Source organism: Streptomyces filamentosus (genome assembly GCF_014654895.1).
Taxonomy (GTDB): Bacteria; Actinomycetota; Actinomycetes; order Streptomycetales; family Streptomycetaceae; genus Streptomyces; species Streptomyces filamentosus.
Map to the genome: position 1 here is coordinate 2,226,434 of NZ_BNBE01000001.1, position 26,155 is coordinate 2,252,588.

General features: G+C 75.1%; 24 protein-coding genes. 14 read left to right on the forward strand and 10 right to left on the reverse strand.

Translation table 11 applies throughout. From position 1 onward, the window contains the following. Positions 1-25 precede the first annotated feature (25 nt). Complete coding sequence (locus IE326_RS09930) at positions 26-931, reverse strand: aminoglycoside phosphotransferase family protein (RefSeq protein WP_190041322.1); 906 nt, start codon at positions 929-931, stop codon at positions 26-28. Between the two features lie 149 nt (positions 932-1,080). Here IE326_RS09930 and IE326_RS09935 point away from each other — a divergent pair, with 149 nt between their 5' ends. Then, positions 1,081-2,928 carry a serine/threonine-protein kinase gene (locus tag IE326_RS09935; RefSeq protein WP_190041323.1) on the forward strand — a complete coding sequence of 616 codons (1,848 nt, stop codon included), beginning with the start codon at positions 1,081-1,083 and terminating at the stop codon, positions 2,926-2,928. A 4-nt stretch (positions 2,929-2,932) separates the two neighbouring features. Here the strand turns inward: IE326_RS09935 and IE326_RS09940 are convergent, their stop codons facing one another. Together IE326_RS09940 and IE326_RS09945 are read right to left on the reverse strand one after the other, a co-directional pair. Beyond that, positions 2,933-3,622 (reverse strand): copper homeostasis protein CutC, encoded by a 690-nt coding sequence (locus IE326_RS09940; RefSeq protein ID WP_150230347.1) that lies wholly within the window; start codon positions 3,620-3,622, stop codon positions 2,933-2,935. A gap of 51 nt (positions 3,623-3,673) precedes the next feature. Further along, positions 3,674-4,672: a DUF8832 domain-containing protein gene (locus tag IE326_RS09945; RefSeq protein ID WP_190041324.1), complete on the reverse strand. Its 999-nt coding sequence runs from the start codon at positions 4,670-4,672 to the stop codon at positions 3,674-3,676. A gap of 279 nt (positions 4,673-4,951) precedes the next feature. Here IE326_RS09945 and IE326_RS09950 point away from each other — a divergent pair, with 279 nt between their 5' ends. The 10 genes from IE326_RS09950 (at position 4,952) to IE326_RS09995 (ending at position 14,202) form a co-directional block, all read left to right on the forward strand. Further along, on the forward strand, positions 4,952-5,233 hold the full coding sequence (locus tag IE326_RS09950; protein WP_150230342.1) for a cation transporter: 282 nt from the start codon (positions 4,952-4,954) through the stop codon (positions 5,231-5,233). Between the two features lie 92 nt (positions 5,234-5,325). Then, entirely contained in the window at positions 5,326-7,596 is a 2,271-nt protein-coding gene (locus IE326_RS09955; protein WP_190041325.1) for a heavy metal translocating P-type ATPase, read from the forward strand. A 38-nt stretch (positions 7,597-7,634) separates the two neighbouring features. Continuing rightward, positions 7,635-7,916, forward strand: coding sequence for a metal-sensitive transcriptional regulator (locus IE326_RS09960; RefSeq protein WP_030749685.1), 282 nt, complete (start codon positions 7,635-7,637; stop codon positions 7,914-7,916). A gap of 235 nt (positions 7,917-8,151) precedes the next feature. Then, entirely contained in the window at positions 8,152-8,553 is a 402-nt protein-coding gene (locus IE326_RS09965) for a BlaI/MecI/CopY family transcriptional regulator (RefSeq protein WP_190042198.1), read from the forward strand. After that, complete coding sequence (locus tag IE326_RS09970) at positions 8,550-9,461, forward strand: M56 family metallopeptidase (protein WP_150230337.1); 912 nt, start codon at positions 8,550-8,552, stop codon at positions 9,459-9,461. The genes IE326_RS09965 and IE326_RS09970 overlap by 4 nt, the downstream gene beginning before the upstream one ends. Before the next feature lie 128 nt (positions 9,462-9,589). Beyond that, a complete protein-coding gene (locus IE326_RS09975) occupies positions 9,590-10,069 on the forward strand; it encodes a GNAT family N-acetyltransferase (RefSeq protein WP_150230334.1) in 480 nt (159 codons plus the stop codon). Between the two features lie 267 nt (positions 10,070-10,336). Next, positions 10,337-11,230, forward strand: coding sequence for an SAM-dependent methyltransferase (locus tag IE326_RS09980; protein WP_190041326.1), 894 nt, complete (start codon positions 10,337-10,339; stop codon positions 11,228-11,230). A gap of 115 nt (positions 11,231-11,345) precedes the next feature. Beyond that, positions 11,346-11,786 carry a Fur family transcriptional regulator gene (locus IE326_RS09985; RefSeq protein WP_229915274.1) on the forward strand — a complete coding sequence of 147 codons (441 nt, stop codon included), beginning with the start codon at positions 11,346-11,348 and terminating at the stop codon, positions 11,784-11,786. A gap of 127 nt (positions 11,787-11,913) precedes the next feature. After that, on the forward strand, positions 11,914-12,954 hold the full coding sequence (locus IE326_RS09990) for a helix-turn-helix domain-containing protein (protein WP_150230326.1): 1,041 nt from the start codon (positions 11,914-11,916) through the stop codon (positions 12,952-12,954). Positions 12,955-13,116: 162 nt separating this feature from the next. Continuing rightward, complete coding sequence (locus IE326_RS09995) at positions 13,117-14,202, forward strand: helix-turn-helix domain-containing protein (RefSeq protein ID WP_150230324.1); 1,086 nt, start codon at positions 13,117-13,119, stop codon at positions 14,200-14,202. Positions 14,203-14,366: 164 nt separating this feature from the next. Here IE326_RS09995 and IE326_RS10000 read toward each other — a convergent pair whose 3' ends face one another. The 6 genes from IE326_RS10000 to asnB all read right to left on the reverse strand — a co-directional run bounded on the left by IE326_RS10000 (position 14,367) and on the right by asnB (position 21,553). Continuing rightward, positions 14,367-14,600 (reverse strand): hypothetical protein, encoded by a 234-nt coding sequence (locus IE326_RS10000; RefSeq protein ID WP_150230321.1) that lies wholly within the window; start codon positions 14,598-14,600, stop codon positions 14,367-14,369. A 215-nt stretch (positions 14,601-14,815) separates the two neighbouring features. Next, positions 14,816-16,105, reverse strand: a complete 1,290-nt coding sequence (mshA, locus tag IE326_RS10005; RefSeq protein ID WP_190042199.1) for a D-inositol-3-phosphate glycosyltransferase — start codon at positions 16,103-16,105, stop codon at positions 14,816-14,818. 236 nt (positions 16,106-16,341) lie between these two features. Next, positions 16,342-17,907 (reverse strand): class I tRNA ligase family protein, encoded by a 1,566-nt coding sequence (locus IE326_RS10010; RefSeq protein WP_150230318.1) that lies wholly within the window; start codon positions 17,905-17,907, stop codon positions 16,342-16,344. Positions 17,908-18,022: 115 nt separating this feature from the next. After that, positions 18,023-18,769 carry an SDR family oxidoreductase gene (locus IE326_RS10015; protein ID WP_150230316.1) on the reverse strand — a complete coding sequence of 249 codons (747 nt, stop codon included), beginning with the start codon at positions 18,767-18,769 and terminating at the stop codon, positions 18,023-18,025. Positions 18,770-18,876: 107 nt separating this feature from the next. Beyond that, positions 18,877-19,692: a 2-methylaconitate cis-trans isomerase PrpF family protein gene (locus IE326_RS10020; protein WP_150230314.1), complete on the reverse strand. Its 816-nt coding sequence runs from the start codon at positions 19,690-19,692 to the stop codon at positions 18,877-18,879. A 52-nt stretch (positions 19,693-19,744) separates the two neighbouring features. Beyond that, entirely contained in the window at positions 19,745-21,553 is a 1,809-nt protein-coding gene (gene asnB, locus IE326_RS10025) for an asparagine synthase (glutamine-hydrolyzing) (protein ID WP_150230312.1), read from the reverse strand. Positions 21,554-21,797: 244 nt separating this feature from the next. Between asnB and IE326_RS10030 the strand changes: the two genes are divergently transcribed. Beyond that, entirely contained in the window at positions 21,798-22,538 is a 741-nt protein-coding gene (locus tag IE326_RS10030) for a PIG-L deacetylase family protein (RefSeq protein ID WP_150230309.1), read from the forward strand. 79 nt (positions 22,539-22,617) lie between these two features. Here the strand turns inward: IE326_RS10030 and IE326_RS10035 are convergent, their stop codons facing one another. Then, positions 22,618-24,327 carry a phytoene desaturase family protein gene (locus IE326_RS10035; RefSeq protein WP_190041327.1) on the reverse strand — a complete coding sequence of 570 codons (1,710 nt, stop codon included), beginning with the start codon at positions 24,325-24,327 and terminating at the stop codon, positions 22,618-22,620. Positions 24,328-24,683: 356 nt separating this feature from the next. Here IE326_RS10035 and IE326_RS10040 point away from each other — a divergent pair, with 356 nt between their 5' ends. Together IE326_RS10040 and IE326_RS10045 are read left to right on the forward strand one after the other, a co-directional pair. Further along, positions 24,684-25,943, forward strand: a complete 1,260-nt coding sequence (locus tag IE326_RS10040) for a serine hydrolase domain-containing protein (RefSeq protein WP_190041328.1) — start codon at positions 24,684-24,686, stop codon at positions 25,941-25,943. Between the two features lie 42 nt (positions 25,944-25,985). Beyond that, on the forward strand, positions 25,986-26,150 hold the full coding sequence (locus tag IE326_RS10045) for a hypothetical protein (protein WP_190041329.1): 165 nt from the start codon (positions 25,986-25,988) through the stop codon (positions 26,148-26,150). Positions 26,151-26,155: the final 5 nt, after the last annotated feature.

Consider the following 26,155-nt stretch of genomic DNA (forward strand, 5'->3'; position numbering starts at 1 on the left):
AGCGGACGCCCCTTGAGCTCACCTGTCAGGCGAACTCGGGCAGGGCCTCGGTCCAGGACCGCCGGGCGACGGCGGCGAGCACCGGGTTGGGCACGGGGGCGGTGCCGGGGCCGCCCGTCCCCCCGTAGTGGTGGTCGGTGACGAGGCCCCAGCACAGGGCCCAGCCGCGGCCGCGCGCCCAGGTGGCGTCGTCGAGGCCGGAGGCGGCGCGGAAGAGGGGGCGGGTGGCGGGGGTGAGGAGCGCCCAGGCGGGCAGGAGGTCGACGGCGGGGTCGCCGGTGCCGAGGGCGCCGAAGTCGATGACGGCGCCGAGCCGTCCGCCGCGGGTGAGCAGGTTCCCCGGCAGCAGGTCGCCGTGGAGCCACACCGGGTCCCGGTCCCAGCCGGGCAGGGCCAGGACCCGCTCCCAGGCGTCGAGCGCGGCCCGCGCGTCGAGCGTCCCGGCGGCGGCGAGCCCGGCGACGGCGCCCGGCAGGGCGCCCTCCTCCCAGTCGGTGACCGGCCCGCCCCGGGAGGCCCGGGGCCCGCCGGCGGCGTCGGCGGCCCGCAGCGCCACGCCGAAGCGCCCCAGCTCCACGGCCGCGTGCGCGAGGTCGGTGACGGGCGAGGCCCAGGCGTCGTCGCCGTCCAGCCACTCGTACACGCCCCACGCCCGCCCGTACCCCTCGCCGGGCACCCCGGCGCCCACGGGCACCGGCACGGGCAGCGGCAGCGCGTCCGCGAGCCGGGGCAGCCACCGCTGCTCCTTCTCCACCTGCCCGGCCGCCCACTCCGCCTTCGGCATCCGCACCACGAGCCGCCCGCCGAGCCGGAACATCGCGTTGTCCGTCCCGGCCGACACCACCCGCCGCACCTCCAGCCCCGCCCACCGGGGGAACTGCGCGGCCACCAGCCGCCGTACGAGGTCTTCGCCGATGCCGTCGTCCGTCATGCGGGGGACGCTAGCGAGGGGCCGGGGTACGCGCACCGAATTTTTCCGTCCCCATCCCCCCTTTCCTCCCAACCTTCTTGCCGAACAGTGGAGTTCACTTATCGTCAGGAACACCTGACTTCCGATCACCCGTGTTCTACCGTCGTCCCGTGGATGCCTTGGAGCCTGGCGACCCCGAGCGGATCGGGCCGTACAGGATCATCGGCCGCCTCGGGGCCGGAGGAATGGGAAGGGTCTATCTGGCCCGCTCGGAGGGCGGCCGGACAGTGGCCGTGAAGGCCGTCCACGACGGCTTCGCGCAGAACAAGGAATTCCGCCTGCGGTTCGCCCAGGAGGTCGCCGCCGCCCGCAAGATCGGCGGGGCGTGGACCGCCCCGGTCCTGGAGGCGGACACCGACTGCGCCACCCCGTGGGTCGCCACCGGGTACGTCCCCGGGCCCGACCTGCACCACGTGGTGGCCCACCGCCACGGGCCGCTGCCCCACGATTCGGTTCTCGCCCTGGCCAACGGGCTGGCGCACGCGCTGTCCCACATCCACGGTGCGGGTCTGGTCCACCGTGATCTGAAGCCGTCCAATGTCCTGGTCACCGCCGACGGGCCGCGCGTGATCGACTTCGGTATCGCCCGGGCCCTGGAGACCCCGGTCGACGGCTTCCTCACCCGGACCGGCGCGGTGATCGGCTCGCCCGGCTTCATGTCCCCCGAGCAGGTCCGGGGCGAGCGGCTGACCGCCGCGGCGGACGTGTTCAGCCTGGGCACGGTCCTCGCCTTCGCGGCCACCGGTCGCACTCCCTTCGGCGACCTGGGGAGCGGCGCCCACGCGCTGATGTTCCGCATCGCCGAGGAGGAACCGGACCTGTCCGGCCTGCGGGCGCCGCTGGAGGACCTCGTACGGAACTGTCTCCGCAAGGACCCGTCGCGGCGACCCGCCCCCTCTGACGTCCTCGCCCAGACGGGGGCATGGGCAGTGGACGCCGTCCCGGCCTGGCTCCCCGGTCCGCTCCTGGTCTCCCTCGGCTCCCAGGCGGGCCGCCTCCTCGACGCGGACGGTCCGGCCCCGGTCAGGGTTTCGATCCCGGCCCCGGTCTCGCCCCCGATCAGCACCACGCCTCCGGACTCGCCTCCCGACCCGTCACCGAACCCGTCACCGGACCCGCCTTCGCCCAGGAGTCCCCGCTTCGGACTCCGTCCGGACCGCCGCCGCACGACGATCGCCGCGGCCCTCGCGGCGGTCGTCCTCGCGACGGCGGCGGTGGTCGTCCCCTGGCTGGGCGACAAGGAGGCCGGCGGGCCGAGCGGAGAGAGGACGACCCCGCCTCCCTCCGGTCCGCCGCTCGACAACGCCGCTTTCGCGGGGACCTGGGTGGGCGAGGTGAAGGACGACGGAACGGGCGAGGCGCCCCTCCGGGTCACCTTCGTCATCAGTACGGGGACGCCGGAGTTCGGCCACAGTTCTGGCTACGCCCTCCAGTACGCGGACCGGACCTGCCGTGGCAGCGACAGCGCCCTGACCGTGCGCGACGGCCTGGCCTCCGTGGACCACTCGCCCCGCGAACCGCCGGAAGCCGCCACGGACTGCACGCCCCCGCAGCAGACGCTCTCCGCACAGGAGGGCGCCCTGGTATGGCGTTCCGGCGGCGCCTCGGCCCGCCTCCACCGCGAGACGGAAATGGACGCGCGGACGCGGAAGGCCTTCGAGGGCACCTGGATCACGACGGACACCAAACCGTCGATGGAGCTCGCCCTCCCGCGCGCGTACGTAGACGCGGAGGTCGAGATCATCGGTGGCGCCGGCCCCGACTCCTGCGCCGTGGCCGCTGTCGTGGTCACGGCCACCCCGGACCGCGTGGTCCTCGGCGACGTGATCCCCGGCGGCCCCGACATGGGCATCTGCCACGGTCACGGCACCTTCGACGTCCGCCCCGCCGGCAAGGACCGTCTCCGCGTCACCACCGGCCGGGGCGTGCCCTACACCTTCCGCCGCACCGCGCCCTGACGCGTCACGCGTCGACCGCCTCGCGCCAGGTGCGGACCGCTTCGGCGGAGACCGGGGAGGTCCAGCCCTGGGGGCGGGCGGCGCCGCCGATGTGGAAGGCGGTGAGGCCGGCGGCGCGGAGGCGGGGGAGGTGGTCGAGGCGGAGGCCGCCGCCGACGAGGATCTGGGGTTCGTAGCCGGGCTCGCCGGTGCGGGCGGCTTCGGCTTCGAGGACCGGGAGGCCCGTGTCGACGCCGGTGGCGGAGCCCGCGGTGAGGTAGGTGTCGAGGCCGGGGAGGTCGGCGAGGCGCTTGCGGAGGCCGTCGCGGTCGGCGGCGCGGTCGATGGCGCGGTGGAAGGTCCAGCGGGCGCCGTCGAGGACGGCGATGAGCCGTTCGACGGCGACCAGGTCGGGCTCGCCGTCGGCGGTGAGGAAGCCGAGGACGAACTCGTCGGCGCCGGCCGCGCGGAGTTCCGTGGCGCGGCCGGCGAGCGCGTCGACGTCGCCCGCCGCGAAGCCGTCCGTGAGGCGGAGCATCACGCGGAGCGGGATGTCGACGGCGCGGCGGATGGCGGTGAAGCCGGCCGTCGACGGGGTGAGGCCGTCCGCCGCCATGTCGGTGACGAGTTCGAGGCGGTCGGCGCCCCCGGTCTGGGCGGCGACCGCGTCCTGCTCGTCGAGGGCGATCACCTCCAGGACAGCACGGTTGCTCATTGCGCCCATTCCTCCATGAATGACGGCTACAGGTCTAGTCCAATGACCAGCCTAGCCGTGCGCGTGGTCTCCCGCATCGTGCTCGGTCGTCTGCGCCGGGGCCGGGGCGGTGCCCGGAGCGGTGCCGGGGGCGGTGCCCGGGGTGCCCGCCTTCACCGTGAAGGCGGCGGTGCGGACCTTGCCCTCGTGCTGGAAGTCGAGGAAGAGGCGGTACGTGCCGCCGCTCGGCGCGGTGGCGGTGAAGGAGACGTCGGGGCCGGGGCCGCCCTCGTTCGGGTGGACGTGGAGGTAGGCGAGGTCGCCCTGGCGGAGGGCGACCAGGTGCCCGTACGCGCCGAGGTACGGCTCCAGGTCGGTGACGGGCCTGCCGCCCTTGGTGACGGTGAGGCGCAGCTCGCCGGCCCTGCCGGGGTCGAGGGTGCCGCCGAGGCGGACCTGGTAGCCGTCGACGGTGGCGGTGGGGGCGACGGCGGGCAGCGGCTTCGGGGCGTAGGCGCCCGGGACGCCGAGGTCGACGCCGAGGGTGAGGCCCTTCGCGCCCTTCGCGGCGGGCTTGAAGTCGGCGAACGCCTTGTAGCCGCCGGCGGCCGGGAGGTCGGCGGCGACGGTCCAGGTGCCGTCCGGCGCCTTCTCGGGGTGCAGGTGGCGGAAGACCGTCAGGTCGCGCGAGGCGACGATGAAGTGCAGTTCCTTGCCGTGCTCGGTGGTGAAGGCGGTGACCTTCTTCCCGGCGGAGTCCTTGATCGAGAACTTCAGGGTGCTGCGGCCGGCGGGCGGGGCGGGGGTCTCCAGGTCGAGGGTGTAGCCGCCCTCGGAGACCTGGAGGCCGCCGGGCAGTTCCGCGGCGGCCTGCGCGGGGGCCTCCTCGTGGCCCGCGTGGCCGCCGGCGGAGGCGGAGGCGCTGGGCGCGGGTGTGGCGGCGGCGTGCTCGCCGTGCTCCGCCTTCTTCGGCTCGTCGACGGGGCCGACGCCCTTCCCGACGCCGTACGCGGTGCCGAAGGTCGCGGCGAGCGCGGCGGCGAAGGCGGTGATCTTCACTCCGGTGTTCATGGCTGCTCTCCCTGATGCCTGGTGCCCGATGCCGGGCCTCTGATGCCGGGCCTTCGGTGCCCGATGCCCGGTGCCGGGCCCGTGATGCCGGACCTGTGGTGCCCGACGGCTGGTGCGCGGGCGGTGTTTCGTCGTTCCCTGCACTTCACCATACCCCTGGGGGGTATCAAGTCAAGTCGGTTCAGCACTTGCGTCGAATACCACCGGGGGGTATACATGGACTCACGACGCCGATACCCCCCGAGGGTATCCGGTCCACACACCCTCCCGGAGGACGACATGGGTTCCTGCTGCACCCCCGACAACAGCTGCTCGACCGGCACCACCACCGCGGTCGCCGTCGCCGACGCCACCAGCACCGTCTACGCGGTCTCCGGCATGACCTGCGGCCACTGCAAGACCGCGATCACCAACTCCGTCGGCGCGCTGGAGGGCGTCCTCTCCGTGGACGTCGACGTCGCCGGCGGCCTGGTCACCGTCACCACGGACGGCGCCCCGGACGACGCCGCCGTCACCGCGGCGGTCGACGACGCGGGCTACGAGCTGACCGGCCGCGCCTGACCGGCGGCACCTGACCGATCCGGCCGCCGGGGCCCGTCCCGTACCCCCGCCCGGGCCCCGGCCCCCGAGCCCAGCACACGAGAGGCAGTTTCATGACCACGACGACCCCCGGCACAGCCCAGGTCGAGCTCGCCATCGGCGGCATGACCTGCGCCTCGTGCGCGGCCCGGATCGAGAAGAAGCTCAACCGCATGGACGGGGTCGAGGCCACCGTCAACTACGCCACCGAGAAGGCGAAGGTCACCTTCGGCGCGGACGCCGGCGTCTCCGTCGCCGACCTGATCGCCACCGTCGAGGCCACCGGCTACACCGCCGAGGAGCCCGCGCCGCCGAAGGGCGAGACCCCCGGCGGGGACGGCCCCTCCGACGAGGAGAAGGCCGACGAGGAGCTGCGGCCGCTCAAGCAGCGGCTGATCACCGCCGTCGCCCTCGCCGTGCCCGTCATCGCCATGGCGATGGTCCCCGCGCTCCAGATCGAGTACTGGCAGTGGCTGAGCCTCACGCTCGCCGCGCCGGTCGTCGTCTACGCCGCCTGGCCCTTCCACAAGGCCGCCTGGACCAACGCGAAGCACGGCGCGGCCACCATGGACACCCTGATCTCGGTCGGCACGATCGCCGCGTTCCTGTGGTCCCTGTGGGCGCTGTTCTTCGGCACCGCCGGCACGCCGGGCATGACCCACCCCTTCGAGTTCACCATCGCCCGCACCGACGGCGCCGGGAACATCTACCTGGAGGCCGCCGCCGGCGTCACCGCCTTCATCCTGGCGGGCCGCTACTTCGAGGCCCGCTCGAAGCGGAAGGCCGGCGCCGCGCTCAAGGCGCTGATGCAGCTGGGCGCCAAGGAAGTCACCGTCATCAGGAACGGGCGCGAGACCACCGTGCCCACCTCCGAGCTCCAGGTCGGCGACCGCTTCCTGGTCCGCCCCGGCGAGAAGATCGCCACCGACGGCACCGTCGTCGAGGGCTCCTCCGCCGTGGACGCCTCCATGCTCACCGGCGAGTCCGTGCCCGTCGAGGTCTCCGCCGGCGACTCCGTCACCGGCGCCACCCTGAACGCCGGCGGCCGCCTGGTCGTCGAGGCCACCCGCGTCGGCGCCGACACCCAGCTCGCCCGGATGGCCAAGCTCGTCGAGGACGCGCAGAACGGCAAGGCCGCCGCCCAGCGCCTCGCCGACAGGATCTCGGCCGTCTTCGTGCCGATCGTCATCGCGCTCTCGCTCGGCACCCTCGGCTTCTGGCTCGGCACCGGCCAGGGCCTGACCGCCGCCTTCACCGCCGCCGTCGCCGTCCTGATCATCGCCTGCCCCTGCGCCCTGGGCCTGGCCACCCCGACCGCCCTCATGGTCGGCACCGGCCGCGGCGCGCAGCTCGGCATCCTGATCAAGGGACCGGAGGTCCTGGAGACCACCCGCAAGGTCGACACCATCGTCCTGGACAAGACCGGCACCGTCACCACCGGCCGGATGACCCTCATCAAGGTCCACACCGCCGCCGGTACGGACGAGACCGACGTCCTGCGCCTCGCCGGCGCCCTGGAGCACTCCTCCGAGCACCCGATCGCCCAGGCCGTCGCCACCGGCGCCGCCGCGAAGGCCGGCACCCTGCCCACCCCCGAGGACTTCGCCAACATCCCCGGCCTCGGCGTCCAGGGCGTCGTCGAGGGACACGCCGTCCTCGTCGGCCGCGAGAAGCTGCTGGAGGAGTGGGCGATGGAACTGCCCGCGAGCCTCAGGGCCGCGAAGGAAGCGGCGGAGAAGGCCGGCAAGACGGCCATCGCGGTCGCCTGGGACGGGGAGGCCCGCGCGGTCCTGGAGGTCGCCGACGCGGTCAAGGAGACCAGCGCGGAGGCGATCCGCCGGCTCAAGGGCCTCGGGCTCACCCCGATCCTCCTGACCGGCGACAACAAGGCGGTCGCCGAGGCCGTCGCCGCCGAGGTCGGCATCGGCGAGGTCATCGCCGAGGTCATGCCGCAGGACAAGGTCGACGTCGTCAAGCGCCTCCAGGCCGAGGGCCGTTCGGTCGCCATGGTCGGCGACGGCGTCAACGACGCCGCCGCGCTCGCCCAGGCCGACCTCGGCCTGGCCATGGGCACCGGCACCGATGCCGCCATCGAGGCCGGCGACCTCACCCTCGTACGGGGCGACCTGCGGGCCGCGGCGGACGCCATCCGGCTCTCCCGCAGGACGCTCGGCACCATCCGCTCGAACCTCTTCTGGGCCTTCGCCTACAACGTGGCCGCCCTGCCGCTCGCAGCGGCCGGACTGCTCAACCCGATGATCGCGGGCGCCGCGATGGCCTTCTCCTCGGTCTTCGTCGTCGGCAACAGCCTGCGGCTGCGCGGCTTCCAGGCCGCGGATAAGTGACCCCCTCCCCTTCTCCACTGATGTGACGGGAGCCCGCCGTGGCCGGTTACGTACAGCACAAGGAAGACATCATCAGAAGGCTCCGGCGGATCGAGGGACAGGTCCGGGGGGTGCAGCGGATGGTCGACGAGGACGTCTACTGCATCGACGTCCTGACCCAGGTCTCGGCCATCAACGCCGCCCTCCAGTCCACCGCGGTGGCCCTCCTGGACGAGCACCTCAGCTGCTGCGTCACGGAGGCGATCGCCGCCGGCGGGGACCAGGCGAAGGTGAAGGTCGGCGAGGCGTCGAAGGCGATCGCCCGGCTGATCAGGACCTGAGCCGGATCCGTACCGGGCCCGGGCCGGACCCGTTCCGGACCCGTACAGGTTCCGGCACGGACCTGACGGAGTACGCCACCGCCCCCGTGCGGGGGCCCGCGGAAGCGGGTCGCCGCACGGGGGCGGCGGGCTTTTCCGGGAGGGGCGCGAACCCGGCATTTTACCCCTGGGGGGTATACCTCGGGCTGGTGTGCGACCCCTACGATGACAGCGCCCGCAAGGGGAGGGGATGCACGTGCGCCGGCTGGGAGAGCTGGAGGCCGAGATCATGGACCGGCTGTGGGCCTGGCAGCGGCCCGCCACCGTCCGCGAGCTCGTCGACGACATCAACCGCGACCGCCGGGTCGCCTACACCACCGTCATGACGGTGGCCGACATCCTGCACCGCAAGGGCTGGCTCCGCCGCGAGAAGGCGGGCCGGGCCTGGCTGTACGAGCCTGTCCGCAGCCGCGAGGAGTACACCGCCGGCCTGATGCGCGACGCCCTCGGCGACAGCCGCGACCGCCCCGCCGCCCTCCTCCGCTTCGTCGAGGCCATCTCCGACGAGGACGTGGCCGCCCTCGACGCGGCCCTCCGCACCGCCCGCGGCGAACCCGGGGGACCGCGGGAGACGGCCTCCCGGGGAGGCGCGGCATGAACCACCACGCCCTCGTGCCGCTCGGCCTCGGACTGGTCTCCGGGTGCGTGGTGCCGTGGCTGCTGGTCCGGGCCCGGTGGACGCAGCAGGTGCCCCGGCTCGCGCTCGCCGTCTGGGCCGCCTGCGGGGCGGTCTTCGCCGTGGCGAGCGCCCTGCTGCCCGCCCAGCTCGTGCTGCCGAACGAGGCGAGCCACCGGCTCGCCGACATGGTGCTGGCCCTCCGCCTCCCCTCCCCCGGGCAGCTCCTCGCCCTGCGCGGGCGGGAGCTGGCCGCGCTCGCCGTGGCCGCCGCCGTCCTCGCCGTACCGGCCGCCGCCTTCGCCCGCGGACTGCTGCGGGCCCGCCGGGCGCGGCGCGCGCACGGGGCCGTGCTGCGCCTGATCGGGCGGTACGACCCCGAGCTGCGGGCCGTCGTCCTCGACCACGAGCGGCCCGCCGTCTACTGCCTGCCGGGCCGCAGCCGCCGGGTCGTCGTCTCCTCCGGGGCCGTCGACGCCCTCACCCCCGCCCAGCTGGCCGCCGCCCTCGCCCACGAGCGGGCGCACATCGCGGGCCGGCACCATCTGCTCGTCGCCGCCGCCGAGGCGTTCGGCGCGGTCTTCCGGCGGCTGCCGCTCGCCCGGCACGGCTCGGCGGCGGTCCCGCTGCTCCTGGAGATGGCCGCCGACGACCGGGCGCTGCGCCGCTGCACCCGGGACGCGCTCGCCACCGCGCTCTACGCCCTCGCGGCGGGCCGCGCGCCCCGCTCCGCCTTCGCCGCCGGCGGGCCCTCCGCCGCGCTCCGGATGCGCCGGATCCTCACCCCGCACAGCGCCGGACATCCCGTGCTCCGGGGCCTGCTGACGATCGGCGCGGGGGCCGGCGCGATGGCTCCGCTCGTCATCGCCTGTTGTTCCTTCCCGGCCTAATGGGCCGGACCAACACGCCTATTTACTAAGTGAATTCGTAGATTTCGCAACGGTCACGCGGTGCGGGACCGGTCGCTATTGTGGGTACGTTGGGGCTCCGGCTCGACACGGCGAAGGGTACAGATCCGATGCAGCTCGCTGGCGTCCGTACGGCAGCGGCCGGCGACGCGACGACGATATCCCGGCTGCTCGCCGACGTGATCCGCGGCAGCTATGCGGGAATGCTGGAGGAAATCCCGCTGCGCCGGCTGGTGTCCGCACAATGCGCACTGCCCCGGATACGCGCGGAAATTGAAATTCCGGGAGGCGCGCCCGGCTGGCTCGGCTGGCTGGTCGCGGAGGACGGTGCGGGACGGCTCGTCGGCGCCGCCGCCTGCGGGGTCCCGGTGCCGGGCGAGGGCGAGCTGTACGCGCTGGCGGTCGAGGAGGGCGCGCGCCGGCGGGGGGTCGGCACGGCCCTGCTGGCGGCGGCGACGGACCGGAGCCGGGGGTACGAGGCCCGCGAGCAGCGGGTGCAGCTGCCGGTGGAGGCGGACCCGGCGCTGCCGTTCTACCGGGAGCGGGGCTTCACCGCCCTGGGCCCGAAGCGCTGGAGCCGCACGGTCTGACCCGGCCGGCCCCGTGCCCGTACCCGCACGGGCCCCCGCCGCGGGCCCGCACCCGCCCGGTGGCCGTGCCCGCCGTACGGGCTCCCGCACCGCCCCCGTCCTCGTACGCGCGTCCGTGGCAGATCCACGCCATCGCGTGTTCACGCAGCCCGATCCGGTGGATCGGGGCTCGCTCCCCAGGTCAGGATGGTCGCAGCGGCGCGGTCCCGGCGGCACGGGAACCCCGCCCCCGGACGGCATGGACCGCGCGAGCCCCTGGAGGAGCGGATGCACACCCCGAGCGGCACTTCCCTGCCCGCCGTGCCCGCAGCGCTCGCGCCGGTCCTGCCGTCCCGGTACGACCGGGAGCCGCTGCCGGCCCCCGGGGCCGGGGTGCGGATCACCCCCGACGCCCTGCCCGGCCTGGAGTTCGTCTCCGCCGTGGACGAGGGCTCCGTCTGGCTGCACGACGCCCTGCTCGGCCCGCACAGCGCGGACATCGTCCGCTACCTGGGCCTCGCCCGCTCCACCGGCGGACCCGTCCTGGACCTCGGCTCCGGCGCGGGGCGGCTCGCCGTCCCCTTCGCCCGGCACGGCTTCGCCGTGAAGGCCGTCGACCGGGACGCCTCGGCACTGGAGCGCCTCGACGCCTGGGCCCGCCGGATCGGCCCCCACGTGGCCGGTCTGGTCGGCACCCAGCGAGCGGAGCTGGACGACCTGCGGCTGGACGGGAGTTACCGGCTCGCGCTGCTGGCGGGCGCGATGGTCTCGGCCGTCCCGCCCGCCCGGCGCCCCGGGCTGCTGCGGGAGGTCGCGGGCCGCCTGGAGTCGGGCGGCGCGCTGGCCCTGGACTACACCGCGCACCTGCTGCCGGGGCTGATCGCAGAGCCGCGCCGGACCTGGGCCTTCCAGGTGCCGAGGTTCGACGGGATCGACGAGTGGGTGGTGGCCCGGCAGGTCTTCGACCTGGCGTCGATGAGCGAGCGGATCACCTACTGCACGGCGCGGACCGGGAAGGTCTCCTCGGAGCGGGCCGTGCTGACCACCGACAAGTGGATCGTCGACCAGGACCGGCTCGCGGCCGAACTGCACGCGGCGGGGCTGCGCGTGGAGGGCCGGCGGCGGCAGCGGATCGACGACCGCACGGAGTCGGTGCTGCTGGTCTGCCGCCCGGACGACTGAGGGCCGGGGCGCGGGCGGAGGAGGGGCGGACGGCCGACGGACGCCTGACGGCGTGGACGGGCAAGAGGTACGATGGCCACAAACGTTTGAGCCGACCAGGTGGCGGGCGGAGAAGATGGCAGCCGTGGAAGAACTGACCGGCCGCGAGGCGGTGATCCAGCGCCTGCGGGACGTGGGCCTGCGGGTCACCGGGCCGCGCCTGGAGGTCCTTTCGGTGCTCGCCGCCGGCGGCCACCTCGACGTGGAGGCGATCACCGCCGCCGCCCGCGAGCGCCTGGGCACCCTCACCAGCCAGGCCGTCTACGAGATGCTGCGGCACTTCCAGGAGACCGGCCTCGTCGGCAAGTTCGACCGGCCGGGGCTGCCCGCCGTCTTCGAGATCTCCGGCCCCCGCCACCAGCACGCCCTGTGCGTGCGGTGCGGCCGGGTGGAGAACGTGGACGCGCCCGTCCCCGTCCCGCCGCGCGGCAGCCTGCCCGGCTGGCGGACCGGCGACGCCGAACTGGTCTTCAAGGGGCTCTGCCCCGACTGCCGGGAGGCGGACCCCGCCTCCTGAAAGCGGCCCCGCCTCCCGCGAGGGCGCCCGGAAGCACGGGAACCCGTGCGGCGCGTTCGAATCTGTGGCAGGGTCTGGCTGGGCGTTTCAACGGGATCCGCGCGATCCGAGGGGAGTCTGCTGCGTCGTGTCCAAGAACGCCGCCGGAGCGCGTACGGGAAGCGAACAGGCCCTGGCGCTCTACCAGGAGCTGCGCGGCACGCCCGGCGGTTCCTTCGACGACGCGGCCCGCCGCCTGCACCTCACCCCCGCCGAACGGGACGAGTGCCGCGCCGAGTTGACCGCCCTCGGCCTGCTCGAACCCGCCGGGGACCGGACCTCCGCACCGGCCGCGGTCGCCCCCGACGTCGCCCTGCTGCGGCTGCTCCGGCACGAGCGCGAGCGCCTGGAGAACCGGCTCGCCGAGACCAGCCGCGCGCACACCACCCTGGAGACCCTGGCCGGCCCCTTCCTGCGGGCGGGCATGGAACCCGGCTCCGAGGTCGAGGTGGAGATCGTCGAGGACCGGGCCCGGATCCGCCGGGAGCTCGCCGACCTGACGGACACGGTCCGCTCCTCGGTCCACTCGATGCTCACCGGATCGGTGCGCCGCGAGGAGATGCCCCGGGAGCTGGAGCGCGACCGCGAGCGGACCGCCCGCGGCGTCCGCGTCCAGGCCATGTACAGCCACCGGGTGGGCCAGGTGCCGGAGATGGCCCAGCACCTCGCCGAACGGGCCGCGCTCGGCGTGGAGGTGCGGCTGTCCGCCGTCGTCCCCATGAACATGGTCCTCGCCGACGAGAACTTCGCCCTCCTGCCGACCGATCCGCACGACCCCGGCTCGGCCGCGATCCTCGCCCGCGGCCCCGGCCTCGTCCGCTCCTACCGGGCCCTCTACGACTACTGCTGGTACGCCGCCACCCCGTACGGCCACTTTGACCCCGGCGGCCACGGCGGCGACGGCCTGACCGAGCAGCAGCGCGCCGCCCTGCGGATGCTCGCCTCCGGCATCAAGGACGAGCAGGTCGCCCGCAACCTGGGCGTCTCGCTGCGCACCGTCAGCCGGCTCATCTCCGAGCTCATGCAGGAACTCGACGCCGCCAGCCGCTTCGAGGCCGGGGTGAAGGCCGCCCGGCTCGGCCTGCTCGACGGCGAACCCCACGAGCCGCACGAGCCCGCCTCCCCCTAGGCCCCCGGTCTCCCGTTCCCGCCCGGCCCCTCCCCAAGAAGCCCTTCCCGTACGGTCGTTCGCGGAGACCGTACGGCTCTCCGGCAGGGGCGGCATCCGGACGCGCCGCGTAGCCTGACGGTCCCGCACGGTGGTTCCACGACGACGAAGGGGAAACGAGCCATGGCCGCGACCGACGACGCCACGGGCGGAGCGCCCGGCACCGGGCCGAAGGCATTCCCGGCCCCGCCTCCGGACGCCCGGCTCCTCTCCGTCTACCAGGAGTTACGCCGCCGGGGGGTGGCCGGATTCGCCGAGGTGTCGGCCGAACTCGGGCTCGCCGCCGAGGAGTACGAGCGATGTCGCGACGAACTGGTCTCCCTGGGGCTGATCGCCCCCACCACCGCGACCCACGCCGAGCGCGAGGCACTGCGCACCGGCGCCTGGCGGCCCGACCTCGACACGGTCGCCGCCATCGACCCGGAGATCGCGCTGCTGCGGCTCCTGGAGCGCGAGCGGGAACGGCTGCGCGAACACCTGGCGGAGGCGGACCAGGCGTACAGCACGCTGGAGACGCTCGCCGGCACGGTCTTCCGCGCCTCGCCCCTGCGGGCCGGGGCCGACGTGGAGCAGCTGACGGACTACCGCCGCATCCAGCAGGTCCTGGAGGACATCACCGACGTCATCCAGTCCGACCTGGTCTCCATGCACCCGACCTCGCTGGTGCAGGAGGTCGCCGAGCGCGTGCTGAGCCGCGACCGGCGGCAGATCGAGAACGGGGTGCGGGTCCGCGCCGTCTACAGCCGGCACGCGGCGAGCCATCCCGAGGTCGCCGAGATGCTGACGCGCCGCGTGGAAGTGGGCGTGGAGGTGCGCCTGTCGCCGCACGTGCCCATGACGATGATCATCGCCGACCGGCAGTTCGCCATGGTGCCGATCCGCCCGGAGAACGCCGCCGAGGGCGCGATCCTGGTGCGCGGCCCGGCACTGGTCGGCTCCTATCTGGGCCTGTACGAGCACTGCTGGCACATGGCCGCCCCGTTCGGGCACGACGTGGGCGCCGACCGGGGCGGGGACGGGCTCTCGGAGCAGCAGCGGGCGGCGCTGCGGATGCTCGCCGACGGCATGAAGGACGAGAAGATCGCCCGTACCCTCGGCGTCTCGCTGCGGACGGTCAGCCGGATGCTGTCCGAGCTGATGCAGGAGCTGGGCGCGCAGAGCCGGTTCGAGGCGGGGGTGCGGGCGGTCCGGCTGGGCTGGCTGGACTGAGCCGCCCCGCGCGCGGGTGGCACGTGCCACGGGAACGGGCCGGCGGGAATTCCCGGCATGAATTCGCCGGGGGAAAGCGAAGAAGCCCCGTGATTCCGGAGGGAATCGCGGGGCTTCTCGCGGCAGGTTCGGCGCGGGCGGCCGGGGCCCGGGGTGCCGGAGGGCTAGTTGCCGGTGGGGGCGGGCGTCGGGCGGTTCCAGCCGTTGTCCTCGGTCGTGGTCATGGTGGGGGTGGGGAGGGGGTCTCCGGCGACGCCCGCCACCGTGTGGCTGGGGGCCGACGCGGCCTGCGGGGCCACGACCAGGGCCGCGCCGCCGCCCACCGCCAGACAGGCCGTCAGGGCGAGGGCGAACTGGCGGGCGGTGGTGCGCAGGCCGGCGTTGGGGCGGGCGTTCATGATTCCTCCAGGAGTTGACCTTCGAATTCCGTCTCCGGGGCCCGTGCCGCCGGGTTCCCCCTGAAGACATCTCCATTCTGTCGGCGGCTCCTGGGCGAATCCAGGGATTCCCGATGCGTGGACCCGCCATGGCGTGAGTGCGTCAATGCGCCCCGCACGGAACGGAATTCACAGATCCTGGACCCGTCTAACCTTTGGTCGAACCAAAAGAGATGCTAGACTGGTGCGACGGCCCTCTCGTTCCTCCAGGAGGGAGGGGCCGCCGGGGCAGGGGCGTGCCGCCGCCCTTGCCCCACCCGCGCCAGCGCGTCCTCGTAGACCTCGATCGTCCGCGCCGCCGCGACCCGCCAGCTCATCCCCCGGGCGTGGCCGGCCGCCGCCACCCCCATCGACGCCAGCGCCCTCGGGTTCACCACCAGCCACAGCAGCCTGCGGGCGTACTCCGCCGGGTCGTGGCCCCGGACGAGCAGCCCCGTCACCCCCGCCCGCACCGCCGTCGGCAGACCGCCCACCGCCGAGGCCAGCACCGGCGTCCCGCACGCCTGCGCCTCCGCCGCCACCAGGCCGAAGGACTCGCTCCGCGAGGGCACCACCACCACGTCCGCCGCCCGGAACCACTCCGCGAGGCGCTCCTGCGGCACCGGCGGACAGGGCCGCAGCACGTCCGCCACCCCCAGCTCCGCCGCGAGCCGCTCCACCCCTCCCCGCTCCCCCGCCCCCGAGTGCCCGCCGATCACCGGCACCAGGAGCCGGGCGCGCAGCCACGGCGCCGCCCGCAGCAGCTCCGCCACCGCCCGTACGAGCACGTCCGGGCCCTTCAGCGGCTGGATCCGGCCCGCGTACAGCGGCACGAAGGCGTCCGCCGGCAGGCCGAGCCGGGCCCGCGCCGCCGCGCGCCCCGCGTCCGGACCGGGGCCGGGGGCGAAGGTCCGCAGGTCCACCCCCGGCCGCACCACCTCGGTGCGGGCCGGGTCCGCCCCGTACAGGGTGCGCAGGGCGTCCGCCTCGTCCGCCGTGTTGGCGATCAGCCGGTCCGCCTCCGCCGCCAGCTGCCGCTCGCCGTGCACCCGCGCCCACGGCTCGGGGGCGTCGCCCTCGCCCAGGTGGGCGTTCTTCACCAGGGCGAGGGTGTGCGCGGTGTGCACCAGGGGCGTGCCCCAGCCGAAGGCGGCGATCCGGCCGGCCTGCCCGGACAGCCAGTAGTGCGAGTGGACGAGGTCGTACGCCCGCCCCTGCCGGAAGAGGCCGAGGGCGAAGGGCAGCACCAGGTCCGCCGCCGCCTCCTTGGCCACCGGCCGGCGCGGGCCCGCGGCCACCTGCCGGACCCGCACCCCGGGCGCCAGATCGGCGGTCCGGGGCTCGGCGGGGTCCTGGCGGCGGGTGAACAGGTCGACCTCCGCGCCCTGTTCGGCGAGGGCCCGGGAGAGTTCGGCCATGTAGACGTTCATGCCTCCGGCGTCCCCGGTGCCGGGCTGGTGGAGCGGGGAGGTGTGGACGCTGAGCATGGCGACGCGCAGGGACACGAGGGGCTCCTGTGAGGGGTGGGGAGCCGCGTGTCCCCGCGCGGGGCGCGCCGGGCCACGCGGCGGGCGGACGTACCGGAGGAAGCACCGGCGCCTCCCCCGGCGGAAGCACCGGGGAAGTACCGGGGGAAGTGCCGGGGAAGTGCTGGGAAGCGTCGGCGGAAGTAGGCGTCTTCTTAGTGGCTTAGAAGCCCTGGCCGGAAAAGGGCGGGGGCGGGTCAGAAGCCGAAGACCGGGCCCGAGGGCGGGGCGAGGCGGGTGCCCGGCAGCGGGGGGATCAGCGCGTGCCAGTCCACCGGGCGCCCCGGCTCGACCCGCAGCGCCGCCGCCAGCCGGTCCGCGCCCTCCGGCATCACCGGCCGCGCCCACGCCGTCAGCGCCGACGCCACCGCCAACTGAGCCGCCAGCGCGGGCAGATGGCGGCAGGCCGTGGTGGGGCGGCACCGCTCGTGGGCGTTGACGTACCCGAAGTCGGCGGCCGAGCGGACCATCTCGTCCAGGACGGCCACCGCCCGGCGCGGGTCGAACGCCCCGGGGCCGTACGCCTCCCGCAGGTCGTCCACCGCCCGGTGCAGCCGCCGCTCCAGGACCTCCCAGCCGGTGCCGCCGGGCAGCGCCTGCGGGGCGAGCCCGCCGCACTCCTCGCGGACGGCGGCGAAGAGCCGGGACAGCCAGCCGTTCCAGTTCTCGTCCAGCTCGCGGCGGGCCGCCGCGAGCCGGTCCCGCCGGAAGACCGTGCGGCGGCCCAGCGGACGGGCCTGGAGGACGTGCCGGCGCAGGGTGTCGGAGCCGTACTCGGTGAGCAGGTCCAGCGCCCACGCGTTGCCCTCCCGCACCCCCTCCTCGACCACGAAGGACTCGTTGACGTTGAACTCCTGCGGCAGCTTCACGTCCTGCGCGAGCAGCAGCACCGGCAGCAGCACCGCGTGGCAGAAGGAGTGCCCGAACCCGCAGAAGTGGATCGCGCGGGGCGGCAGCGGCCCCTCCGTGTCGTAGCCGAAGAGGTGCATCGCCGCCGCCTCGAAGCAGCCGTCGATGCGGTGCTCGGGGAAGCCCTCCACCGGCACCTCCAGGCCCCAGTCGGCCGGCTGCCCCACCGCGATGTCCGGCAGCCCGTCCTCCACCAGCGACTCGCACAGCGCCGCCAGCCGCGGCGGAAGGCCCGCCGCCGCCCAGTAGTCGGCGAGCACGTCGCGGAACGGCTCCAGGGGGATGTAGAGCCGGCGGCAGCGGCGCGCCACCGCCGGGGTCTCGCAGACCGCGCAGCGCGCCCCGATCAGGTCCCCGCCGTCGTTGGGCCGCGCGCACTCGTGGCACATCCCGCCGCCGCTCGCCGCCCCGCAGTGCGGGCAGGAGCCCGTGGCGTGCGAGCCGTGCAGCCAGCGGCCGCACGGCTCGCAGTACGGCAGGAGGCGGGTGCGCGGGGCGATGACCCCCTGCGCGTACAGCTTCGCGAACAGCTCCCGCACCCAGCGGCCGTACCCCTTGTCGCGGCGGGGCCGGACGATGTGGTCGAACTCCACGCCGGACCGCAGCCAGTCGGCGGCGATCGCGGCCCGGTACCCCTCCGCGACCTCCTCCGGCTTGCGGCCCAGCCGCAGCGCCCGCACCTCGACGGAACTCGCGTGGTCGGCGGTGCCGGTGGTGAAGCGGACCGGCTCGCCCTCGGCCCGCAGGTATCTGGTCAGGACGTCGGCTGCCACGTACGGCCCCGCGAGGTGGCCGATGTGGAGTTCGCCGTGGGTGGCGGGCGGGGTCGCGGTGATCCAGACGGGGGTGCTCACGGAAGCCTCCTGAGCGTCGGCAGGAAAGGGCGGTTCGGCGGGGTGGGTGCGGGGGCGGGTACGAGGAGGGAGCGGGGCGGGTGCCGGGTGGGCACGGGCCGGGTACGGGCCGGGGTCAGCGGGGTTCGAAGTGGAAGGAGCGGATGAAGCAGTCGCGGGGCTGCTCGACCGCGTAGACGATGCACTCGAAGAGGGCCTGCGTCGTCAGCTTCTCGTCCGCCGCGATGCCGCTCGGGTGCGAGCCGTCCCACTCCGCGAAGCGCGGGTCCGAGGTCGAGAAGTCCGGCGGGAAGAGGGAGAAGACCCGCACGCCCGAGGGCCGCAGCCGGCGGGCCAGGATGTCCGCGAAACCGGCCTGCGCGCTCTTCGCCGCCCAGAACGCCTCGTGGGCCGCGCCCGCGGCCGCCGCCGACGCGCCCTCCGCGTCCCGCACCGCCACCATGTTCACGATGTCGGGCCGCAGCGAGCCGCGCAGCAGCGGCAGGAAGTGCTTCACCATGAGGACCGTGCCGCCGGCCGTGGACTCGATCGTCTCCACGATCTCGGCGTCGCTCGCGGACTCCAGGTCCATGCCGTCCAGCCAGCGCGCGCCGTTGTTCACCAACAGGTCCACGCGGTCCGTGCGTTCGCCCACGCGGGCGGCGAACTCCCGGATCTCGGCGGGCCTGCTGAGATCGCAGCCGAAGGCGTGGATGCGGTCGCGTGCCGAACCCATCACCTCGGCCCGGGTCCGCTCCGCCGCCTCCACCGTCCGCGCCGACACATAGACCTCCGCCCCGAGATGGGCGAATCCGACGGCGAGCGCGCGGCCGAAATAGCGGGACGCGCCGGTCACGACGACACGCAGGTTCTCGAATTTCATGTGCGTCTGCTCTCCCCACGAATACGGCCGGACAAGGCATTTGACGACCTGTCCTTTTCAGCGTGGCAGAGGCGGGGAGTCCGGGCCCCGGCGAAAGGGGTGCGCGTTCACGCCTTTGCGTGGATACGCCAGGGCAGTTCCCACGTGCCCGTCACCGTGGCCCGTTTGTGGTGCACGGAGACCCGGTCGGGGCCCGCCGAGACCGTGACGGTGCCGCCGGGGGTGCGCACCGGGCCCCGGACCGGCGGGACGACCGTCCCCTCCAGCGCGCCCGCCGCCGCGAGCGCCGCCGCGCCCGTCAGCGCGAGGCGCGGGTGCCAGCCGCCGACGGTGAGCGCGCGCACCGAGAGCCCGCCGTCCGGCGCCTCCCCCACCGCCGCGATCTTCGGCAGCGCCGAGCCCGGCGGATGGCCCAGCAGCCGGGCCGCCTCCGCGCGGAGCGCCAGCAGGTGCGGACGGGTGCGGGCGTGCCGGGCGTCGACGAAGACGTACGGGTTCCCGTACGAGACGAGGCTCGCCGGCACGCCCAGGAGCCGGTCCCTGGGGCGGCCCGTCGGAAGCGTGCCGGGGGCGTCGGGGGCGCGCAGGAAGTGCAGGGTGTGGGCGCCCCGGCCCGGCTCCGGCTCGCACAGCACCGTGTCCCCCGTGGTGAGCGAGCGGACCGTCACGGGACCGGGGGCGCCGTACGCGACGACGCACGCGAGCAGGGAGTGGCCGCAGCCGGCGCGGAAGTCGAACCCGCCGCCCGGCATCGCCTGCACGAACCGGTACCGCAGCCCGCCGTCCGGCGCCTCCCCGTAGAACGCGATCTTCTCCGGCCCTCCCGCCAGCCGCGCCAGCTCCCCCGCGACCCCCAGCACCCCGTCCCCCAGCCCCTCCGCCCGCACCACGAGCGTGACCCCCGGCGCGTCATGGGCCCGCACGAGCAGCCCGCGCCACGGGGGCGGGGGCGCGGGGCGCGGGGACGGCGGGGGGTCAGGCCGCGGCACAGTCGGTGGGGGTCTTCAGGGTGTGGATCATGTCGGTCCACAGCTCGTGGACGGCGAGGGCCCAGAGCGTCTGGGCGTCCCGGCGGTCGGGGCGGGCGAGCTGCCGGGCCAGGAGGCGGGCGACGCGGTCCGCGCGGAGCTTGCCGCCGAGGACGAGCCGCGCCGGGGAGAGGAGTTCGCGGACGGTGTCGAGGAGCGGCCCGCCGGGGGCGATCATCGCTTCGACGGGGAGGGTGAAGGGCTGTTTGGGGCGGCGCAGGACCGTCCGGGGGAGGAGCTCGGCGCCCGCCTCGTACAGGGCCCGCTTGCCGGTGCGCGCGGCGGCCGGCAGTGCGCGGGCGTGGGTGACGACGGCGGGCTGGCAGAAGGGCGGGCGGGCTTCGACGCCCCACGCCATGGAGAGGTGGTCGACGCGCCGCAGGTGGTACGCGGGCAGCCGCCACCGCGTCTCCAGGGCGGTCGTCGCGGTGACCCGGTCCGCGCCGACGGCCTCGGCGGAGCGCAGTTCCTGCTCGATGCGGTCGGCGGCGGAGCCGGTGTCGGCGATGTGGGCGCGATAGTCGGCGGTGTAGAGGTGTTCGCGCAGGACGCGGGGCGCGGCGGCGAGGGCGTCGGTGTAGGCGGCGGCCCAGTCGGCGCCGGGCGGGGCGGCGAGCGCGGCGGCCATCCGGTCGTACCCGCCGAAGAGTTCGTCGGCGCCGTCGCCGGTGAGGGCGACGGTGAAGCCGCTGTGCCGGACGGCGCGGAAGAGGGCGTAGGTGGAGAGGGTGATGGGGTCGGCGTTGGGCTGGCCGAGGTGGCGGACGGTGCGGGTGAGGAGGGAGGGGAGTTCGGCGGGGTCGAGGGCGATCTCGTGGTGGACGGTGCGGGCCCGGCGGGCGACGGCGCGGGCGTGGGCGGCTTCGGAGCCGGGCCAGTTGCCGCGGTAGGTGAGGTGGAAGGTGTGGAGCGGGGGCGCGTCGGTCTCGCGGGCGTGTTCGGCGGCGAGGGCGGTGACGAGTCCGGAGTCGAGGCCGCCGCTGGTGACGGCGCAGACGGGGACGTCGGCGGCGGCGAGCCGGCGGACCTCGTGGCGGAGCACGTCCTGGGTGTCGCCGACGGGGGCGGCCCGGTGGGGTCCGCGGCGGCGGACGAGGGGCGCGGCGCCGGGCCGGACGACGGCGGTGGCGCCGGGCGGGAGGACGCTGACGCCCTTGAGGGCGGTGGCGGTGGAGAAGGAGGTGCGGGTGGCGAGGACGGTGTCGAGGGAGTCGTCGCGGGGGGTGGCGCGGACGCCGTCGAAGGCGAGGAGGGCGGGGATCTCGGAGGCGAAGCGGGTGGAGCCGTCCTCGGGGTCGTGGTGGAGGTGGAGCGGTTTCATGCCCAGGTCGTCCACGGCGAGGACGAGTCGAGCCCGGCCGGGCCTGAGGTCGAGGACGGCGACGGCGAACATGCCGTCGAGGTGTTCGGCGAAGGCCGGTCCGTGCTCGGCGTAGAGGGCGGGCAGGAGGGTGCCGTCGCAGCGGTCGGGGAAGCGGTGGCCGCGGGCGGCGAGGGCGCGGCGGAGTTCGGCGTGGTTGTAGATCTCGCCGTTGAGGACGGCGAGGACGCCGGGGAGGTGGGGCAGCCGGTAGGGCTGCCGGCCGCCGCGGGGGTCGGTGATGGCGAGCCGGTCGCAGCCGAGGGACCAGCCGGGGCCGCTGAGCACCCGGTGCTCGTCGGGGCCGCCGTGGCGCTGGCGGGCCGACGCCGAGGCGAGGGCGGCCGGGTCGGGGCGGTCCGCCCGGGAGGAGATGGAGCCGAGGATCCTGCACATGCCGGTCGCCTCCGTGTCGTCGTCGTCCGAAGTCCGTGAGCCCGTAAGGCCGTGGGTCCGTAAGGCCGTGGGTCCGTGGGCCTGTGAGTCCGTAGGCCCGCGAGCCCGTCGGCGCGCGTGCCTCTACGGGATCAGCTCAATGATTTGAATCTACCAATTTTTTGAATGGCGCGTAAGTGCCATGTCCTGTTCACGCCACGGCTTGGCCTTGCGACGCCCCTCCGGCCCCCAACAGGCTGGACGCATGGAGGACTTGGCGACCGACCCGACCGTCCGCAGCGCACCGGAATCACTGCTGGTGGTGGCCGCGCACCCGGACGACATCGAGTTCTGCGTGAGCGGCACCGTCATGCAGTGGATCGAGCGCGGCACCCGCGTCACGTACTGCATCGTCACCGACGGCGGCGCCGGAGGTTACGACCCGCTGCTCCCCCGGCAGGCGATGGCGGACCTGCGCCGCGCCGAGCAGGTGCACTCGGCGAAGCTCAGCGGCGTGGCCGACGTCCGTTTCCTCGGCTACCCGGACGGCTTCGTCGAGCCGGGCGTGGAGCTCCGCCGCGACCTGTGCCGGGTCGTCCGCGAGGTCCGCCCGCAGCGGATGGTCGTCCCCTCCCCCGAGATCAACTGGGCGCGGGCGGCCGACCTCCACCCCGACCACCGGGCCGTCGGCGACGCCTGTCTGCGCGCCGTCTACCCCGAGGCCCGCAACCCCTTCGCCCATCCGTCGCTCCTCAAGGAGGAGGGCCTGGAGCCGTGGACCGTCCACGAGCTGTGGCTGATGACGGGCCCCACCCCGAACCAGTACGTCGACGTCACCCGCGTCTTCGACCGCAAGGTCGAGGCCCTGCGCATCCACACCTCGCAGACCGCCCACTTCGACGACCTGGCGGGCCTCCTGCGCACCTGGCTCGCCGAGCACGCCGCGGCCGCCGGGCTGCCGCCGGGCCGCATGGCCGAGGCGTTCCAGATCGTCCGCATCGACTGACCGACCCCCCGGCTCTGCCGCCCGCCCCTGCCGCCCGACCCCCCGGCCCTGCCGCCCGCCCCTGCCGCCCGGCCGCCCCTCAGCCCGCCGCCGGGGCGGGGGGACGGACCCCGTGCCTCAGCAGGTCCGCCCACAACCGGGCCCGGCCGGTGCGGTCGAGGGCTTCGTGGGCGGCGAGCAGTCCGCCGGTGACCGCGCCGAGGAAACCGCCGGCCAGGACGTCCTGGCCGGAGAGGTACAGGCCCTCGAAGCCGGTGCGCGGACGGAGCCAGTCCGCGAGGCCGGGACCGCCGCCGCCGAAGGCGGCGACGTCCTTGGCCAGCCCGTAGAGGCTGCCGCCGGGCCAGCCGGCGAAGTGCTCGGCCGTCAGCGGAGTGCCCAGTTCGTGGTACGCCACCCGCCCCCGGGTGCGCGGCAGTTGGCGGTACAGCTCGTCGAGCAGCCGGTGCGTGAGCTCGGCCTTCAGCGCGAGGTAGGCCGGGTCCCGGTGGCGCCACCGCGAGCCCCGGAAGGGCGCGAACAGGTCCGGGTGGACGTAGGCGAGGACCTCGCCGGTCGACCGGCCGGGGTACCGCGTGCTCCAGGTCGGGTCCTTGGCGCAGGAGAAGGAGAGGAAGAGGCCGCTGGTGCTCCCGCCGCGGCCTTCGAAGAAGGCGTCGCAGTCGCCGTCAGTGACCATCAGGTTGTGCCGGGGCAGCTCCAGTTCCTCCGGATCGCCGTCGAGGCCGAGGAAGAGCAGCACGAAGGGGAACCCGTCGCGCATGCCCGCCAGACGGCCCCCGTCGGCCGGTGACGGGCGGTCGCCGTGGGCCGGTGAGGGAAGGTCCCCTTCTGCCGGTGAGGGAAGGTTCCCTTCTGCCGGTGACGGGCGGCGGAGCAGGGTGCGGTACGTGTGGCGGGCGCCCGCCGCGCTGACCACCACGGGGGCGCGCACCCGGGTGCCGTCCTCCAGCAGCACGCCCGTCGCCCGCGCGCCGTCCAGTTCGATCCGGGCGACCGGCGTCCGGACGAAGACCTCGCCGCCGGCGCCGCGGACCGGTCCGGCCATCGCGCGGGCGATGGCGGCGCTGCCGCCCACCGGATACCAGGCACCGGTCCTGAAGTGCTCGAAGAGCACCGCCAGGAGGAAGAACGGCAGGCGGGCGGTGGAGTCGGCCAGCAGCAGCGCGCTCTGCGTGAGGACCGCCTGCCGCAGCCGCTCGTCGCGCACCAGCCCCTCCACCACCTCCCGGGCCGGCCGCAGGGCCTCGGGCGGAACGGCCGCCGTCTTCAGGAGGCGGGCCAGCCGCCGCGCCACCGGGCCCGTCAGACGGCCGAGCGCGAGCGCGGGCAGCACCGCCCGGCACCGCTCGAACAGCCGGAACAGCGCCTCGATGCCCGCCCGTTCGGCGGGGAAGCGGGCGATCAGACCGGCGCGGTGGGCGTCGAAGCCGAGGGGCGCCCGGTACGTCTCGCCCGCCAGCCGGTACTCGTCGTACGGGTCCCCCAGCGGCGCCCAGCGCAGCGCGCCGCCGGTCAGGTAGTCCGACAGCACCCGGACCGGCTCGCCCCGCCCGAGCTGGCCGACGTAGTGGATGCCGACGTCCCACTCCCAGCCGCGCCGCCGGTAGGCGTGGGTGTAACCGCCCGCGGTGTAGTGCCTCTCGAAGACCGCCACCCTCCGCCCCTGCCGGGCCAGGCAGACCGCCGTCGTCAGCCCGCCGGCCCCGGACCCGACCACCACCGCGTCGTACGCGTCCGCCACCTCGCCCGGCGCGGGCGCCCGTCCCACCAGCACCCCGCGGCTCACCTCCGCCCCCTTCCGCGGGGGGCTCCGGCGGCGGGGGCGGGAACGAGGCGCTCGGGCATGGAGGGCTCCCTGCGGCGGCGGAGGGGTGAGGGGTGCACGTGGTGCAACGTCCCGGCGGGAGCAAGGTTGCGGGCGCGCCACCGACGTCACCTGGACGGAGAGGAGACCGGCCCGGCACCCGCGCGGGACCGTCCCCCGGCCCCCGGTGCCGGCCGGAGGGTCCGGCGGCACGGCCACGACGGCGGCGCCGAACGAGTGGACTCACGTCCCGCCCGCCGGCGGGCGGGGCGTCGGCACGGCCGGAGGTGCTGATCTGGCGGCGTCCGCACCTCCCCCGTCCCCGAGAAGGCCCCTCCATGCTCCCGCGCCGCACCCCCCACCCCGTTCCTTGCCACACCCCCCGCCCCGCCCCTCGCCGCGGACTCCTCGCGACCGCCCTGCTCGCCGCGGCCGCCGTCCTCTCCCCGGCGGCCCTCCCGGCGACCGCCGCACCCGTCCCCGCGCCCGTCCCCGCCCCCGTACGGCACTCCGGCGACTGCCCGGAGGACGGCGGCGGCCTCGGGCCCGCCCTCACCCGGCGCCTCGACGCCACGGTCGAGAAGGTGCGGCGGGCGGCCGGGATCCCGGGCATCGTCGTCGGCGTGTGGCTGCCGGGGAAGGGCTGTTACGTGCGCGCCACCGGCGTCGCGGACGAGCGGACGGGCGCGCCGATGTCCGCCGACACCTACGTCCGGATCGGCAGCGAGACGAAGACCTTCACCGTCACCGCCCTCCTCCAGCTCGTCGACGAGGGCAGGGTCGGACTGGACGACCCGATCGACGACTACGTGCGGGGCGTGCCGAACGGGCACGCCGTCACCCTGCGGCAGCTCGCCGGGATGCGCAGCGGCCTCTTCCCGTACACCTCCGACCCCGCCTTCGTCAGCGACCTGCTGAACGCGCCGGAGCGGCCCTTCGAGCCGTGGGAGGCGCTGTCGTACGGCTACCGGCACGCGAACACCTCCGCACCGGGCACGGCGTTCCAGTACTCCAACTCCAACCTGGTGCTGCTGGGCATGGTGGTGGAGAAGGTCACCGGCCGGCCGCTCGCCGAAGTCCTCCACGACCGCGTGATCCGCCCCGCGGGCCTGCGGCACTCCTTCCTCGCGGAGGACGCCCGCTTCCCCGAGCCGCACGCCCGCGGCTACACCGACCAGACCCCGACCGGCGCCGTCGCCGACGCCACCGACTGGAACCCGAGCTGGGCGTGGGCGGCCGGCGCGATGGTCTCGAACCTGCACGACCTGCGCCGCTGGGCGCCCGTCGTCGCCACCGGGAAGCTGCTCGGTCCGGCGACGCAGGCCCAGCGCATGAAGACCCTCCCCACGGGCTTCCCCGGCACCACGTACGGGCTCGGCATCCTGAAGACCGGCGGCTGGATCGGCCACAACGGCTCGATCCCCGGGTACGAGACGGTCACCGTGTACCTCCCGTCGAAGCGGGCCACCCTGGTCCTGATGCTCAACACCGACTCCCTGAGCGGCGGCCAGGAGCCCTCCACCCTCGTCGCCCGCGCGGTCACCGAGGTCATCACCCCGCAGAACGTGTACGCGGGCTCCGTCACCCCTCGCGGCTGAGGGAACCGGTTCCTCCGCCGCCCCGGCGGGTACGGGCCCCGCATGTCGAAGAGTTGGGGCTGGTGGCTGCTCGCGGGCTTCGCCGTGTGGACGTTCTTCGCGCTGCAATGGGCCGACGTCGGGTGCGACTATCCGGAGGCGTACATGGCGGTCGTCCGCTTCGGCACGCCGGAGGGACTGGAATTCATTCCGGCCTGCGCCGGATAGCCGTC

Excerpts from the sequence above, each read along its gene's own strand:
- IE326_RS09930 (WP_190041322.1), bottom strand. The coding sequence starts at position 931 with ATGACGGACGACGGCATCGGCGAAGACCTCGTACGGCGGCTGGTGGCC.
- IE326_RS09940 (WP_150230347.1), bottom strand. The coding sequence starts at position 3,622 with ATGAGCAACCGTGCTGTCCTGGAGGTGATCGCCCTCGACGAGCAGGAC.
- IE326_RS09945 (WP_190041324.1), bottom strand. The coding sequence starts at position 4,672 with ATGAACACCGGAGTGAAGATCACCGCCTTCGCCGCCGCGCTCGCCGCG.
- IE326_RS09950 (WP_150230342.1), top strand. The coding sequence starts at position 4,952 with ATGGGTTCCTGCTGCACCCCCGACAACAGCTGCTCGACCGGCACCACC.
- IE326_RS09955 (WP_190041325.1), top strand. The coding sequence starts at position 5,326 with ATGACCACGACGACCCCCGGCACAGCCCAGGTCGAGCTCGCCATCGGC.
- IE326_RS09970 (WP_150230337.1), top strand. The coding sequence starts at position 8,550 with ATGAACCACCACGCCCTCGTGCCGCTCGGCCTCGGACTGGTCTCCGGG.
- IE326_RS09975 (WP_150230334.1), top strand. The coding sequence starts at position 9,590 with ATGCAGCTCGCTGGCGTCCGTACGGCAGCGGCCGGCGACGCGACGACG.
- IE326_RS09980 (WP_190041326.1), top strand. The coding sequence starts at position 10,337 with ATGCACACCCCGAGCGGCACTTCCCTGCCCGCCGTGCCCGCAGCGCTC.
- IE326_RS09985 (WP_229915274.1), top strand. The coding sequence starts at position 11,346 with ATGGCAGCCGTGGAAGAACTGACCGGCCGCGAGGCGGTGATCCAGCGC.
- IE326_RS09995 (WP_150230324.1), top strand. The coding sequence starts at position 13,117 with ATGGCCGCGACCGACGACGCCACGGGCGGAGCGCCCGGCACCGGGCCG.
- IE326_RS10000 (WP_150230321.1), bottom strand. The coding sequence starts at position 14,600 with ATGAACGCCCGCCCCAACGCCGGCCTGCGCACCACCGCCCGCCAGTTC.
- mshA (WP_190042199.1), bottom strand. The coding sequence starts at position 16,105 with ATGCTCAGCGTCCACACCTCCCCGCTCCACCAGCCCGGCACCGGGGAC.
- IE326_RS10015 (WP_150230316.1), bottom strand. The coding sequence starts at position 18,769 with ATGAAATTCGAGAACCTGCGTGTCGTCGTGACCGGCGCGTCCCGCTAT.
- asnB (WP_150230312.1), bottom strand. The coding sequence starts at position 21,553 with ATGTGCAGGATCCTCGGCTCCATCTCCTCCCGGGCGGACCGCCCCGAC.
- IE326_RS10030 (WP_150230309.1), top strand. The coding sequence starts at position 21,798 with ATGGAGGACTTGGCGACCGACCCGACCGTCCGCAGCGCACCGGAATCA.
- IE326_RS10040 (WP_190041328.1), top strand. The coding sequence starts at position 24,684 with ATGCTCCCGCGCCGCACCCCCCACCCCGTTCCTTGCCACACCCCCCGC.
- IE326_RS10045 (WP_190041329.1), top strand. The coding sequence starts at position 25,986 with ATGTCGAAGAGTTGGGGCTGGTGGCTGCTCGCGGGCTTCGCCGTGTGG.